Source organism: Pseudomonas sp. PA-1-3F (assembly GCF_021609665.1).
Lineage (GTDB): Bacteria > Pseudomonadota > Gammaproteobacteria > Pseudomonadales > Pseudomonadaceae > Aquipseudomonas > Aquipseudomonas paracarnis.
The window spans coordinates 1-14,095 of record NZ_WJZD01000040.1 but is presented as its reverse complement, the minus strand read 5'-3'; the positions used below and the strand labels follow the sequence as shown (position 1 = coordinate 14,095).

Annotated in this window: 10 protein-coding genes and 1 pseudogene; all 11 read right to left on the bottom strand. The window is 58.9% G+C overall.

Annotation, left to right across the window (positions count from 1 at the left end):
- Nucleotides 1–128 precede the first annotated feature (128 nt).
- Nucleotides 129–596 (bottom strand): SRPBCC family protein, encoded by a 468-nt coding sequence (locus GIV26_RS23370; RefSeq protein ID WP_236282395.1) that lies wholly within the window; start codon nt 594–596, stop codon nt 129–131.
- A gap of 21 nt (nt 597–617) precedes the next feature.
- On the bottom strand, nt 618–4,094 hold the full coding sequence (locus GIV26_RS23365; protein ID WP_236282393.1) for an amino acid adenylation domain-containing protein: 3,477 nt from the start codon (nt 4,092–4,094) through the stop codon (nt 618–620).
- Between the two features lie 12 nt (nt 4,095–4,106).
- Nucleotides 4,107–5,036, bottom strand: a complete 930-nt coding sequence (locus GIV26_RS23360) for a diiron oxygenase (protein ID WP_072448457.1) — start codon at nt 5,034–5,036, stop codon at nt 4,107–4,109.
- A gap of 24 nt (nt 5,037–5,060) precedes the next feature.
- Complete coding sequence (locus GIV26_RS23355) at nt 5,061–5,408, bottom strand: DUF4437 domain-containing protein (RefSeq protein WP_089042406.1); 348 nt, start codon at nt 5,406–5,408, stop codon at nt 5,061–5,063.
- Nucleotides 5,405–6,181 (bottom strand): DUF3050 domain-containing protein, encoded by a 777-nt coding sequence (locus GIV26_RS23350; protein WP_054898387.1) that lies wholly within the window; start codon nt 6,179–6,181, stop codon nt 5,405–5,407. The genes GIV26_RS23355 and GIV26_RS23350 overlap by 4 nt, the downstream gene beginning before the upstream one ends.
- Nucleotides 6,182–6,642: 461 nt before the next feature.
- Entirely contained in the window at nt 6,643–8,187 is a 1,545-nt protein-coding gene (locus tag GIV26_RS23345) for an MDR family MFS transporter (RefSeq protein WP_054918466.1), read from the bottom strand.
- Nucleotides 8,180–9,352 carry an HlyD family secretion protein gene (locus tag GIV26_RS23340; RefSeq protein WP_096144807.1) on the bottom strand — a complete coding sequence of 391 codons (1,173 nt, stop codon included), beginning with the start codon at nt 9,350–9,352 and terminating at the stop codon, nt 8,180–8,182. Before GIV26_RS23340 ends, GIV26_RS23345 begins: the two co-directional genes overlap by 8 nt.
- On the bottom strand, nt 9,349–10,851 hold the full coding sequence (locus GIV26_RS23335; protein ID WP_236282391.1) for an efflux transporter outer membrane subunit: 1,503 nt from the start codon (nt 10,849–10,851) through the stop codon (nt 9,349–9,351). Before GIV26_RS23335 ends, GIV26_RS23340 begins: the two co-directional genes overlap by 4 nt.
- Nucleotides 10,852–11,061: 210 nt before the next feature.
- The gene (locus tag GIV26_RS23330; RefSeq protein WP_054899116.1) at nt 11,062–11,802 is read right to left on the bottom strand and encodes an AraC family transcriptional regulator; all 741 of its coding nucleotides are present in this window, start codon (nt 11,800–11,802) and stop codon (nt 11,062–11,064) included.
- A gap of 1 nt (nt 11,803) precedes the next feature.
- The gene (gene leuA / locus GIV26_RS23325) at nt 11,804–13,498 is read right to left on the bottom strand and encodes a 2-isopropylmalate synthase (protein WP_034128567.1); all 1,695 of its coding nucleotides are present in this window, start codon (nt 13,496–13,498) and stop codon (nt 11,804–11,806) included.
- Between the two features lie 448 nt (nt 13,499–13,946).
- Nucleotides 13,947–14,095 (bottom strand): annotated as a pseudogene (locus tag GIV26_RS23320) (transposase); the annotation flags it as partial.

The following is a 14,095-nucleotide window of genomic DNA, read 5'->3' as shown; positions in this document are numbered from 1 at the left end:
AACGCTTCTGTGGCGAGGGAGCTTGCTCCCGATGGACTGCGCAGCAGTCCTATTCTCAGGGTCGCTTCGCGCCCCAACGGGAGCAAGCTCCCTCGCCACGGAATCAGCCACTGCCTGCTCTTCCTATGTCAGTTGAAGAGCGCCTGTACGTTCTTCATCGCGTCATCGGCAAAGCCTTGCAGGAAAGCTTCGAACGCCGGTACGTCTTCCTTGCCGCCCGTGTAGGGCTGGCCAATGATGGTCCAGGTCGCCAGGCTCTGGTTCGGGCCTTGGGGCACCACCTCCATCAGCGCCCACAGGTTACCGATGTTCAGCGAGGTGTAGATCAGCGACCAGGTCATGGTCATGGTTTGATCGTCATGGCTGTTGAGTTGCTCAATCACGACATTGCCGTCCTTGAACAGCTTCTTGCGTACCGAGCGCACGCCCTCGCCCGTCATCTCGATATGGGACAAGGCCGGAATAAACTTCGCGAAACCGGCGAAATCTCCGACGACATTCCACACACTGCGAGCATCGCCATTCACGCTGACGCTGGCGACGACAGGGTTGCCGACTGGATTACGGACCAGGGTATCGGGTTCAAAATGTTGCATGGGTAAGCTCCTTTTTTTTGCTCAGATGAAATCGATTTGCTTGAGGTAGTCACAGCCTTTTTGCAGCAACTCACTGTTCTTGGCTGGGTAGTCTTCGCCCATGCTCTGGATGCCTGAGAGTGCATTGCGGTACTCGATCATCGAGATATCGCCAATGTCTTCTTCAAACCCATTGAGGTAAAAACCGACCACGCCGAACAACGCGTTATCACTGTCGATGGCCGACAGGCGTTGCTGCCATTGTGTCACCGGGACCATCTGGAAATCGTGACCGGCCGCGCGGAACGCCTCCAGATAGTGAGCCCATGTCAAAGGCAGCGGGTTGTGCAAGTTGAACACCGCTTTGGTGCGGTTATGACGGCTGGCGTGAAACGCAATGAAGCGTGCGAGGAAGTCCACCGGCATCAGGTCGAAGTTGAGCGCCAGTTCGGGCACTTGCTTAAGCTGCAAGGAGCCTTTGAGCATCAGCATCAAACGGTTCTGATGAGGCTGGCACACACCGGTTCGCGTATTGAACGCGATGTTTCCAGGGCGATAGAGATTGACCCACACCCCCAACTCACTGGCGTTCCACAAGATGCGCTCAGCCACCCATTTGGAGAGGTTGTAACCATTGCGGATGTAGATGGGCGGCGTGAAGGCAGGCGGTTCTTCCAATACCCGGCCCTGCTCGTCCACCGTGCTGGAGGCCGAAAGGGTGGAAATGAAGTTGAAAATTTTCTTGCTGCGCCCTTCACACAATTGCAGGCATTCCAGCACCGGCGTGACGTTGTCCTTGACCAGCGACTCGTAGTCGAGCACGTGGTTGACGTTGGCCGCGTTGTAGATCAACACGCCGTATTCACGATCCAGCCATTCATAGTCCTGCTCGGACAACCCCAGGCGCGGCTTGCTGATATCCGCCGCCAGGACCTTGACCCGGCTCAGGTCCAGATGTTCGAGGCGGTTCTGGATCAGCGCATCCTCGAAGCGCTCTTGCGCGCTCATGCCGCCGGACTCGCGCACCAGGCACGCCACTTCGGTGCTGCCCAGTTCCAGCAGGGCCTCGACGATATGCACACCCAGGAACCCGTTGGAACCGGTCACGATGACTTTATGTACGTTGCCCAATCGACTGATGGGCAGTACCTCCAGCTCAGGCCGGATCATGGCGTCTTGCAGCGCCTGCGGACTGACCGTAGCAGTGGCCTCGACGTCCTGGTCAATAAGGTTGGCGAGGTTGACCAAGGTGGGTTGCTCAATAAAACGGTTGATCGAGACTCCTTTGCCGAACGCCTCGCGAATCCCCATGAGCATCTGCGACAACAGGATCGAATGGCCACCCAGATTGAAGAAACTGTCATCTACGGAAATGTCCGGCCCAGGCAAGTCGAGCAGCCTGGACCACAGCTCCAGCAACTGCGCCTGGGTGGCGTTCTGGGGAGCCAGGCGCGGCCCTTGCGTCTTGTAGTTGACCGGCAGGTCTCTCAGGGCCTTGCGGTCGACCTTGCCATTGGCCGTGGCCGGCAACCGGTCCAGCAGGCAATAGGCGCTGGGGCGCATGTAGTCGGGCAAATGCTTGAGCGCATAGGCCTGCAACTGCTCACTGGCCGCCTGGCCCTCGCCCTCTTGAGGCTGGGAGAAAAACGTCAGGATGCGGCGCTGGTGATCGATGACCACCGCCAGTTGCCGGAACAACTGGCTCGATTGCAGCAGGTGTTCGATCTCTTCCGGCTCCACCCGAAAACCGCGGATCTTCACCTGGTTATCCAGTCGCCCGATGATCTGGATGCCCTCCTCGGTCCAACGCGCCAGGTCACCGGTACGGTAGAGGCGCACCCACTGGCCATCGGGCAACTCGTGCAGCCGATAGCGTTCGGCCGTCATTTGCAAGGCGCCCAGGTAACCGGCGCCTACCCCTGGCCCGGCGATGTGGATTTCACCGCTGTCATTTTCGCCTACCGGTTGGCCGTGCTCATCCAGCAGGTAAATCGCGGTATTGGCAATCGGTACGCCCAGGTTGCGATTGTTGTCCCCCCGTTGGAAGGTACGGCAGGTGGCGAGCACCGTGGTCTCGGTGGGGCCATAGATGTTGTGCAGTGCACAATGGCCCACCAGTTGTTCGATCACGTGGGGTTCGCACACATCGCCGCCCGTCACCAAGTGCTGCATGCCGTACAGCGATTCAAGCTGGATGATGCTGAGCAAAGCCGGCGGCAAAAAGGCGTGGGTGACCTGCTCCTGTTGGATCAATTCAGCAAGCGCCACCGGGTCGCGGCGCTGGTCTTCGGTGGGCACGATCAACTCGCCACCCTGGATCAGCGTCGGGAAGATATCCAGCAGCGATGCATCGAAATTGATGGTCGAGAACTGCAGGGCGCGGCTATGGCGGTCCAGTTCCACGTAACGGGCATACCACGCACAGAAGTGGCTCAAGTTGTCGACTGTGAGCAACACGCCTTTGGGTTGGCCGGTGGTACCGGACGTGTAGATCGCCACACAGGGTGCCGAACCGTCCAGCGCTACGCGCAACAGGCTCTGATCCGGGGCCAGGGCGACACGGCTGTAGCCCTTGGCGCCGTGGTGGAAGAAGTCCAGATGGCCAATATCCAGGGTAGCCAGGCCCGGTAGCGGGTTGTCTGCCTCGGTGTCCTGGATCAGCAGGCTGGCACCGGCATGCTTGAGGATGGCCGCACGGCGTTCGACAGGATGGTTCGGGTCCAACGGCAGGTACACCGCACCGCAACCAATCACCGCCAGGATCGCTGCATAGAGCGCAGTGCCTTTGGGCAACGAGATGCCGACCACCGTCAACCCTGGGGTCGAGGTTTCAAGCAAGGGTTGCAAGCGTTCCTGGATCGCAACGCTATAAGCGTGCAGTTGCGCATAGGACATACCCCGCCCTTGCACTTTCAGGGCGTTGCGCTCGGCGTTGGCCAACAGGCTATCGGCCAAGCGCTGCACAAAGGGGCGCCTGGCCTCCTCCAGAATGCCGGTATTAGCGCTCGCATTGTGGCGATGACGCCAGGCCAGGCCATCCAACAGGGTCAGGCTCGACAAGCGATCAATCGCCTGCACCGGCTCACGGGGCGCCTCAAGATAGTCAGCACTGCGTGAGAAACGCCCGATGTGCACACTGGCCATCTCTACCACTTGCGCTATCGCTTCACGTGCCCGGTCGGCACCGTTGCCGGCGAGGGAGGCGCTGACTTCACGACGCCCCAGCAGCATCCAATCGCCATCGCCAGGACGCCACAGGCAGTCCACCCGCAGTGGCGCGAGAACATCACTGTCATCGTCAGCCTGCGCCCGCAAAGATAGGCGATGACACGACGGATAGTGCGGGAGTTGCGCCGTGCTAGCGTCGTCTATCAGCACGTCCGGCGCCGATAACTGGCAAAGCTCAATGGCGTTATCGCTGGTCAACAAGCGGGCGGTGTGCCCCATCTGTTCCAACTCTTGCGTAAGGCAGGCGAGCGCATGGCTGCGCCCGCACAAAACGATATCAAGATGTCTCATCGAAGTTGTCCTCTAGCGCAGATAATCGGCGAGCGCTTCCTGCATGCAGGGAGCGTCGAGCAGGCCGCTGTGTTTGAAGAATCGGACGATGTTGCCTACCAGCGGGTGAGACGGCGTGATCGGAAAACTCATGCCTTCGACCTCTTCACGCAACGCCGCCTTGACGCTGGGGTTCACCGGCAGTTGCTCGATCAGCGCGAAATCAAACCCCTGCTGGATCTCGTTGGTCAGGTACTCACCCAAGAACACCGGCATGATCGAGGCCAGCACACGTTTGTCCTCTTCGCTCGCGGTATTCCAGTAAATGCGCGTCAACTTGGCCCAAAAGCCCGAATGTCGACCCTCATCCGCCAAGTGGTCGGCCATCAACCCCTTGACCGATGCCTTGACCGAGTCGTCGCGGGCAAACGCGGCAACATCGTTGGTCAGGGTGTTTTCCGCAATGGCCACGCAGATCAGCTCGACAGCAGCCTTGAGGTGCGCGGGCGCCATGGCCAATGCCTTGGGGATAGAACGGCTGAGCTCGATTTCCGCTGGCAAGGTGATGGGTTCGATGCCCGTCAACTCGATGGTCTGTTGCATGTAGTCCATCGCCACTAGCGCGTGATAGTCCTCATCGACGACCACGGTCATCGCGTCGTAACGGCACGCAAACGGAAAGCGGATAGCGAAGTTATCTTTCGCAATGCTCCTGGCGGTCTTGTCGACAATTTCGGTTTCGAAAATCACCACATCATTAATGAACTTATACAAGCTCTGAACGAGAACAAAATGCTGTAAGTGACTACACTTCTGCATAAAGGTAGCGCTCATGACCAATGGTTGACGACTGGTCGGAAATATTAACTTTTCGTCATCTTCCAAGCGTCGTCTCGGGCGCGTCCGAATGGTCGCCCTTTCCTCCCACGACTCGGAAAACGATTGATATGCTTCAGCTCTCATGACTACTTCCTTTATTCATGATACTCAGTAGTAGTGCACTTCAAACAACAGGCATCCGTCTTTCGAATTAAACGGCCCGTGCTCCGTGTGTGCGGCCCTGAAGAAGTAACTACCGTCGCGGTAAGTTTTCTCCGGGCGCCCCTCACTGGCCTGCTCTGTCTGGTCGCCGTCAATCAAATACACTTCTTCGTGATAATCATGGGTATAGATTTCACGGGTGCCGCCCCCAGGGTGAAAACGTACCAGACGTGTACGCACTCCAGTTTTCGTAACAGGGTCCAATGTGTCTTTGAAGACGGTCAGCGTGATACCGCGTTCAGAGGTCACCTCAAACCATTGGGCCTGGTCGGCCTCGATCACTTCGAAGTTCATGCCACGCACTCACTGACCGTTTCGCCCATGGCCACGCGCAGGTTGTCCCACAACGCCAGGCGGCTTTGTACCGCCGCGATAGCCGATACGTAGACCTCTTCCTGACGCTGCGCATCGCCATTGACCAGGCGCGCCAACAGGCTTTCTGCCGCCGGGCCGTGGTCTTCCGAGTCGACTTCGATGTGGCGCTGCAGGTAATAGCGAAAGGTTGGCGCGTCGTCTGCGGTGATATCCCAATCGTCCAGAATGCGCTGGAACATCTGCGGGATGACACTTTCACGGCCATGCAAAAACGCAGCAGCCACACTGTGGGTGGAAGCGTTGATGGCGGTTTCGATGGTGTCAGTGACGAAAGCCGACGCTGCCAGGCCTGCACCGCAACGGCTCAAGGCCGTTTTCAGATCGACGCCTTCGCGCATCAGTTTGACAAAGTGTTCGATCTTGTCGGTGCTGGCGCCGACTTCGCGCATGGCATGCAGGTAGAGTTCGAAGTGGCTGTAGTGACCGCCTTGCAAGTTCTGGTCGGACTCTTCGCCCAGGATGATTTCGTTGATCAGGTGCGCGGCCGCCGGGTCCACGGGAGGCAGCCAAGGCAGGCGAGTACAGGTGAGGTCCTGTTGCAGGCGCTTGGCCAGGGACATGAAATCCCACACCGCAAACACATGGGTTTCCATAAAGGCGCGTAGGACCGGCAGCGAATTGATTTCAGCAAAGATCCGATGATTGCCCAGCTCTACTTTCTTGGCGTTCAACAGCGTCTTTTTATCTTCCATGTTGCGCTCCTTATCAGGCTTTAGTTAACGCTGACCACTCGAGAGATACCCGCTTACCTTTTTTCAGGCATAAGCAGGCCTGCCTCGCCGTTCTTGGCCAGTGCTAGAGTCTTATTCAATTAAGTTGTAGGGTTATGCTTCCGTGACCCAAAGGTCAGCCGTCGAAGCAAGACGAAACTTAGAGGAAGTTCATGATGATCAGCAAGTGTTTTTTGGAAAATTAATACAATTTATTTCCAAGTTGTAAAACCCACAACAACAGAAGCCCGACCGAAGTTAATAAAATCAACTTCGCCAGGCAATAGTTGGCTAACACCCCTCAAGGGAGTGCAAACAAACTGTATGGAATTGCTAAGTTAGCAATTAACTAGTCTATGAACGCGGCCATTCGCCTTTTTACCATTCAAGTTCCCTCTTACCGCTGATAAGCGCCCGCGTATTACCTGCGGGCAGTAATGAGTTCAGTTCTTTGCTGATTGGCGCAATGCCAGGGCCGCGACCCCGCACAAGATCAAAGCAATACAGGACACATAGAACGCATCGCTGTAGGCCATCAGGTACGCCTCACGACGCACGGTGTGGATCAAGCCCTCAAGGACCTGCTGTTGAGCGGGTAATAGCTGGTTGAAGATAAAAGCCTCGCTGTCGGCCATGCTGGCGCGCAGGCGCTCCTGAAAGGCCGGGGAAAACAGGGTGATCGACTCCCCTACCCGCTCAGAGTGAAAGCGCTCGCGCATGGCCACGATCTGCGTCAGGCCCGCCGTGCCCACGGCACCACCCAAGTTACGCAGCATGGAAAACAAGGCCGAGGCCGAGCCGGCTTCATCTTTGGCCAGGCCAGACACCGCCAGCACGGAAAGCGCCACCATGATCAGCGGCTGCCCGATGCCCCGTACCACGGTGGACGGAATAATCACGTTGGCGGCGCTGTCCACGTCCAGGTGCGCGCCGAGATAGCACCCCAGGGCCATGATGAAAAAGCCACTGGCAACCATCAGTTTCGGGTTGAGCCACTTCATCAGGCGCGGCATGAACGGCGCCAGTACCAGTTGCACCATGCCGTAGGCGATCAGGCTGATGCCAATCTCCCGGGCGTTGTAGCCCTGCAACTGAGACAGGTAATTGGGCACCAGGAACACCAGGCCGAAGGTGGCCGCGCCAAAGATGAACATCGCTGCGCTGGCCACGCCGAAGTTGTAGCTCTTGAGCAGGCGCAGGTTGATGAAGGAGCGACTGCCATACAACTGCGACAGCACGAAGTACACCAAGGCAACGCCGGCAATCAGTGACATCCATACAATGAAATCGGAGCCGAACCAGTCCTTGCGGCCACCTTCTTCCAGCACGATCTGCAAGCCACCCAGGCCGACGATCATGGCGATGATCCCGCCCCAGTCGCCGCGCTTGAGCAGGCTCAACTGCATGGGCTTGGCATCGATCGACCATGCCACCGCCAACAGCAAGAGAATGCCGGGGGCCAGTTGCAGGTAGAAGATCCAGCGCCAGGAATAGGCATCGGTCAGCCAGCCGCCAATGGACGGCCCGGCGGCCTGGGCGACGCTGTTGGACAACGCGAACAGCGCCATGCCCATCGCGATCTTGCTGGGCGGCAGTTCAGTGATGATCAGCTGGAATGACAAGGGAATCAGCACTGCGCCGGCAGCGCCCTGGATTACCCGAATGATGATCATCACTTCCAGGTTGGGCGCCCAGGAGCAGGCAATGGACGCCACCAAAAATACAAACGAGCCCACGAGCATCACACGTCGCAGAGAGAACACCTGCACCAACCAGGCGGTCAGCGGGATCATCACGATTTCCGCGACCAGGTAGGCGGTGGAAATCCACGAGCCTTCCTCGAACGTCGCGCCCAGGGAGCCTTCGATCTCCGGCAGCGCGGCGCTGGTCACGTGCACGTTCATGCCGGCCATGAAACAGCCGAACAGCCCCCCGATCACCGCCACCCAGGCGCGAAAGGAGACGCTCTTTTCAGCCGCTTCAGTCATGTGCAGCGCCCTGCTCAGCTGGGCGGGTGTCCACCGTGGTGATCACCGACATGCCCGGCAGGATGGGCCCGCCTTCGTCATGCTCATCAATGACGATCTTGACTGGAAAGCGTTGCACGATCTTGGTGAAGTTGCCGGTAGCGTTGTCCGACGGCAACAGTGCGAACACCGCCCCGGAGCCTGGCGAGAAGCTCACCACATGGCCTTTGAGCTTGCGCCCCGAATAACTGTCGACGCTGATATCCACCGGTTGGCCGGCACGCATATCGCGCAATTGAGTTTCTTTGTAGTTGGCCACGACGTAAGCCTGCTGCAAAGGCACCACCGCCAGCAGTGGCAACCCTGGCGCGACGTATTGGCGGGTACGGACTTTGCGCTGCCCCACCACGCCGTCGATGGGTGAGCGGATCAAGGTGTCCTCCAACGCATGCGTCGCCAGGTTCAACTGCGCCTCGGCCTGGCTGCGCCGGGCTATCTGCTGCTGGAGCGAAGCCTGGGCCAGTTGACGGCGGGTGATGGCCACGGTCAAGCGGGTTTCCTGCTGGCGTTGCATCGCCTTGGCAATTTCCACCGCAGCATTGGCCTGGGTGTAACTGGCGGCGGCCGTTTCCAGACGCTGCGCGCTGGCAGCATGTTCGCGCACCAAGCCTTCGTAGCGACGCTGGTCGAGGCTTGCGCGGCGTAACTCAGCGGCCACACTGCGCGCATGGGCCTCAGCCTGGGCAACCCCGGCCTTTTGCTGGGCGATCAGGCTGTCAGTGACTGTCAAGTTGGCCTCTTGCGCTGCCACCGAGGCCTGGGTCTCGGCCAGTTCTGCGCGGGCTTGTGCCAAGTGGGCCTGGTAGTCACGGTCCTCGATGCGTACCAGCACATCCCCTGCCTTGACCGGCTGATCATCCTCTACCATCACCTCGGCCACGTAGCCTGAGACTTTCGGGCTGATGGGGATCCAGTCGGCCCGCACATAAGCATCATCGGTCTGCTCCAGATAGCGGCCGACGGTCATCCAGTACACGCCGAACACCACCGCCGCGATCAACAACCCGGCGCCGCCCAGCAGGATCAGGTTTCTTTTGCGCCGTTGCTTACGCGCATGCATAAGTTGCTCGAGCACATTCTCCTGCTCGTCCTGGACAGCAGTTTTTTCATCAACGGCGATATTCATGGCTGGGTACCGGAAGAAGGGATAGACGCGTGGGTGGGCGCAGCGGCCGGGGTATCGACGGCGCCGGACTGCCAACCGCCACCAAGGGCACGGAATAGGCCGATCTGGCGTTGCAGTAACTGGCCATCGGCGTCGGCGCGCGTGGCCTGCAAGCGGATCAGTTCACGCTCACTGTCCAGCACGTCGAGAAAGTCGATAGAACCGGCGTCGTAGTTGAATTGGGCCAACTTGTAGGCTTGGCGGCTGCTGTCCAGCGCCCGGCTCAAGGCCGCGTGGCGCTGCCGTTCGCCGTCGTACAACGCCAGGGCCTGGCGCACCTCCTTGAGGGCCTTGAGGACGCTGGCCTCGAACTGCGCGACCTCCACCTGCTCGAGTGCCCGTGCCTGCTTGACCCGCGCGCGGTTGGCCTGCCAATTAGGGAACTGCCAGGTAATCAGTGGGCCGATGCCGAACATCACCGCACTGCTGTCCCCCAGCTCATGGGGTTTGTTGGCCGAGGAGGACACTGAAGCGCCGAAGGTCACCTTGGGGTACAGGTCGGCCTGGACGATATCCACTTGCAGCGTGGCCGCCTGCAACGCGCGCTCGGCCTGACGTATGTCGGGGCGGCGCGCCAATAGTTGCCAGCCATCACCCACCGGCAACTCGGCATTGAGTTGGGGCACCACTTCACACGTTGCGGCGCCAGAGCCTTGGTCCAGTTCAGCGACGCCGGTCAGCATGGCCAATTCGTAGAGCGCGGCTTGTCGACGCGCCTCCAACATCGGCAGCAACGCCTGGGTTTCGCCTTGCAGGGCTTGCATGCGGCTGTATTCAAGGTCTGTCACCACACCGGCCTGGCGCTGGCGATCGGTCAACGCCAGGCTATGCCCGACCACGTCCAACGAATGGCGCTGTACCTTGGCACGCGCCCCCAGGGCGCAGGCATTCACATAGGCGCGAGTGGTTTGCGCCACGACCGTGATGCGCAGCAAGTCCTCGGCATCCTGCGCCGCTGCGGTTTGCACGTGGGCACGTTCAATGGTGCGCTGAACCTGGCCCCACACATCCACTTGATAAGCCAGCTCGAAGCCTGGGTTGAATGCCCACTCTGACGGCGCATGGCTATCGGTGGCCTTGGCCAGCGTCTGGTCATCGGCCGTCTTGCCATAAGCGGCCCCCAGCGACGCCTGGGTGGACGGCCAGCGCTCGGCATCAGCCTGCTGGATCCCGGCCAGCATCGCTTGCACATGGGCCTGTGCCGCCGCCAGGTCGCGGTTGTGCAGCAACGCCTGTTGCACCAGCGCGTCGAGTTGCGGATCGTTGTACAACTGCCACCAGCGCTCAGGTAACGCTTGGTCCGAGACACCTTGGGGCAGGTGGCTCAGGGCATTGATGCGTTCCGGATGTGGCTGTGCCGGTGTATGGGCGACCCAGGACGAACAACCCGCCAATAACGCCACCGCCATGCCAAGCAGCGAAAGACGGCAATGCCGTGGGAAAAGAGAAGGCGAACCCATCGAAGAAATCCAGAATGCCAAGTAGAGACGCAGGGTAAGAGAGCAACGGGTTGCGCATCTCCCGAGTTCCAGACAACCATCGTTTCGATTGGGACAATGTGCCGGCGCGCCCTCTGCGCCGCAGGCTCCATACACCAGGCACAGGTAAACATGGCCCTGCCTGGAGGCGGGGCCATGTTCAAAAGGAGGTGGTGCTATCGCCAGTCAGATTCAGACCAAGCGACAGTTACTCGGGGTGTAGCCCATGGTGCGTTTGAACATCGCGGTAAATGCACTCGGACTCTGATAACCATGCTCCAATGCCACTTCAAGGATGGAGGCACCACTGGCCAGCCGCTGCATGCTGAGCAGCAGCCGCGTGCGCTTGCGCCACTCGCCGTAACTCATGCCCAACTCTTTCTGGAACAGCCGAGCCAAGGTGCGTGAACTCATATTGAGTTGCACCGCCCAACTCTCAAGTTTCGACTCCTGAGAAGGGTTGTCGATAAAGTCCGCACACAGTGACTTGAGCCTCGGCTCGTCCGGTATCGGCACGTGAGCCAGCACCCTTTGCGCACGGTCAAGTTCCGAGAAAATCAGCTCGACAATCTGTACATGCCGCAACGACGCCGGGTGGCTGTCAGGCTCATCGCCGGCGGCCACAATCAGCTCGCGCAGCAAGGGTGAAACCCTGATGACCTCGCACTCCTCCGTCAAACGACGGTGCGCTCCCGGTGAGATCAACAAAGTGCGCATGCGCACTTCGCCGGTCATGCGGATCTGATGTTCCAAACCTGAAGGCACCCACAGGGCATGCCCGGAAGGTACCACCCAGGTGGTCTCCTCCACCGACACAAGCATCACGCCGTTGATGGCGTAGACCAGTTGGCCTTCGTCATGTCGATGCGAGGCGACGATGTCACCGTGGCCATAATTACCGGCAAGTGCCGCCAATGCGGTATGCGCGTTCATCTCAGGACGGCACCGCAGCATTCACCACGCTGAGCAGGCCCAGGCGCGATGCACGATTGACCGCACTGGTGACCGCTTCGAGGGAAGCGAGCAGGCTACTGCCATCGCGAGCGGCGCCGAACAGCAACTGGTTGCCCACGCGAATTTCCACATAGGCCAACGCCTCAGCCTGGGCACCGTCACGGGTGGCATGTTCGTGGTAATCGGCGATATCAAAATGAATGCCACGCTGGGCAAACGCATCGACCAGCGCCGCAAGCGGGCCGTTGCCCTCGCCACTCAAGTCGATACGCTGTGTACCTTGTTCAAGGGTGGCCTCCAGGTAAGTCACATCGCCCTCGCTCACCAGTTTGGGGGCTCGTAACGCGTAAGGCTTGCCCTGCTCCAGGTAATGCCGGGTGAAGCAGGCAAGGATCATCTCGCCACTGATTTCCTGGCCGGAGCCATCGGCTTCCTGTTGTACCAGGCTGCTGAACTCCATCTGCAAGCGACGCGGCATCACAATGCCGTGCTGCTCCAACAGATAGGCCACGCCCCCCTTGCCCGACTGGCTGTTCACGCGAATCACCGCTTCATAGCTACGGCCCATATCGGCAGGATCGATAGGCAGATACGGCACTTCCCACATGCCCTGCGGATTGGCCTGGCGCGCCGCAAAGCCTTTCTTGATCGCGTCCTGATGCGAGCCGGAGAACGCGGTAAACACCAACTCACCGGCGTAAGGGTGACGAGGATGGGTCGGCAACTGATTGCAGAACTCCACCTCACGCTGGACGTGCAGGATGTCGGAGAAATCCAACTGCGGATCGATGCCGCTGGTGTAGAGGTTCATCGCCAACGTGAGGATATCGACGTTGCCGGTACGCTCACCGTTACCGAACAACGTGCCCTCGACACGCTCGGCACCGGCCAGGCACGCCTGCTCCGCGGTGGAAACTCCAGTGCCCCGATCATTGTGCGGATGCACGCTGATGACCACACTGTCACGGCGACTGAAGTGCCGGCAGAACCATTCGATCTGGTCGGCGAAGACATTGGCGGTAGACACCTCCACGGTGGTGGGCAGATTCAGGATCATCTTGTTGCTCGGGGTCGGCCCGAACGTATCCGTCACCGCTTCACACACCTGCAATGCAAAATCCAGCTCGGTGAAGCAAAAGGTTTCCGGGGAGTACTGGAACGTCCACTGCGTATCGGGGTTCGCGTCCATGTGCTGCTTGATCTCTCGTGTTGCCTGGGTAGCAATCTCGATGCAGCCCGCCTTGTCCACATTGAAGACAACGTCCCGAAACACCGGCGCCGTCGCATTGTAAACATGCACGATGGCGCGAGGCGCGCCCTTCAACGCCTCAAACGTGCGTGCGATGAGGTGGCTGCGCGCCTGGGTCATGACCTGAATCGTCACATCATCAGGAATCGAACCGCTTTCAATCAGCTCACGGACATAGTCAAAGTCGGTCTGCGAAGCGGCAGGAAAGCCCACCTCGATCTGCTTGAAACCGACCTTCACCAGCAAATCGAAGAAACGCCGCTTGCGCTCGGCATTCATCGGCTCGATCAAAGCCTGGTTGCCATCACGCATATCCACACTGCACCAGGTGGGAGCAGCAGCCTGGACAGTGCTGGGCCATGTGCGATCCGGCAGGTTGACCGTGGTGAAGTGGCGATATTTGCGGGAAGGGTCCTTGAGCATCATGGCGTTTCTCCTTTTTCAGCAGTTTGTTTGTGTCAGACACACCACCGGCAATGCCGACTGATTGGATCCAATACTAAACGAACATAGTTTGATACAAATTGCGTTGTTGAGTTTGCGGAATGAAAAAATCCAAAGAAAAATCCAAAAAGCTCAAAAAAACCGAAAAAATATTGCGCAAAGAAATAAAAACCAACAATCAAAGACCGGAAGTCAGGAGTTACCGGCAAAATCAGTAAAAAAGAACCTATCGCTTGGATGAACGGGCTGAGGGAGCCAGGGAAAACATTTCTGACGGGCAAAAAAAACCCGAGAACCTTACCTGTGTAAGGCTCTCGGGTTTTCTGAACACACTTGATTGGATACCTGTAGGTTACGTTCAGGACGAGCAAAAAGGGCGACCAAAAAGGGGGTGACGACCAAAAAGCAAAAGACCAAAAAGGGGACAGATTTATTTACCACCATCCAACCTCGGCCGCCCTTGCCCTCGGCGCTCAATACGAACGCCTGCAATCCTCTCAACTTCTTCAATGAAACGAGCAGTTCCGGTAAGCTGCCCCCGTTGCAACGCCTCACGAATAATTTTCGTCTCATCACTCG

Bases quoted from the DNA above. Each gene is read 5' to 3' on its own strand.
- GIV26_RS23370 (WP_236282395.1), bottom strand. From the start codon at position 596: ATGCAACATTTTGAACCCGATACCCTGGTCCGTAATCCAGTCGGCAAC.
- GIV26_RS23330 (WP_054899116.1), bottom strand. From the start codon at position 11,802: ATGAACGCGCATACCGCATTGGCGGCACTTGCCGGTAATTATGGCCAC.
- GIV26_RS23340 (WP_096144807.1), bottom strand. From the start codon at position 9,352: ATGAATATCGCCGTTGATGAAAAAACTGCTGTCCAGGACGAGCAGGAG.
- GIV26_RS23335 (WP_236282391.1), bottom strand. From the start codon at position 10,851: ATGGGTTCGCCTTCTCTTTTCCCACGGCATTGCCGTCTTTCGCTGCTT.
- GIV26_RS23345 (WP_054918466.1), bottom strand. From the start codon at position 8,187: ATGACTGAAGCGGCTGAAAAGAGCGTCTCCTTTCGCGCCTGGGTGGCG.
- GIV26_RS23365 (WP_236282393.1), bottom strand. From the start codon at position 4,094: ATGAGACATCTTGATATCGTTTTGTGCGGGCGCAGCCATGCGCTCGCC.
- leuA (WP_034128567.1), bottom strand. From the start codon at position 13,498: ATGATGCTCAAGGACCCTTCCCGCAAATATCGCCACTTCACCACGGTC.
- GIV26_RS23360 (WP_072448457.1), bottom strand. From the start codon at position 5,036: ATGAGAGCTGAAGCATATCAATCGTTTTCCGAGTCGTGGGAGGAAAGG.
- GIV26_RS23350 (WP_054898387.1), bottom strand. From the start codon at position 6,181: ATGGAAGATAAAAAGACGCTGTTGAACGCCAAGAAAGTAGAGCTGGGC.
- GIV26_RS23355 (WP_089042406.1), bottom strand. From the start codon at position 5,408: ATGAACTTCGAAGTGATCGAGGCCGACCAGGCCCAATGGTTTGAGGTG.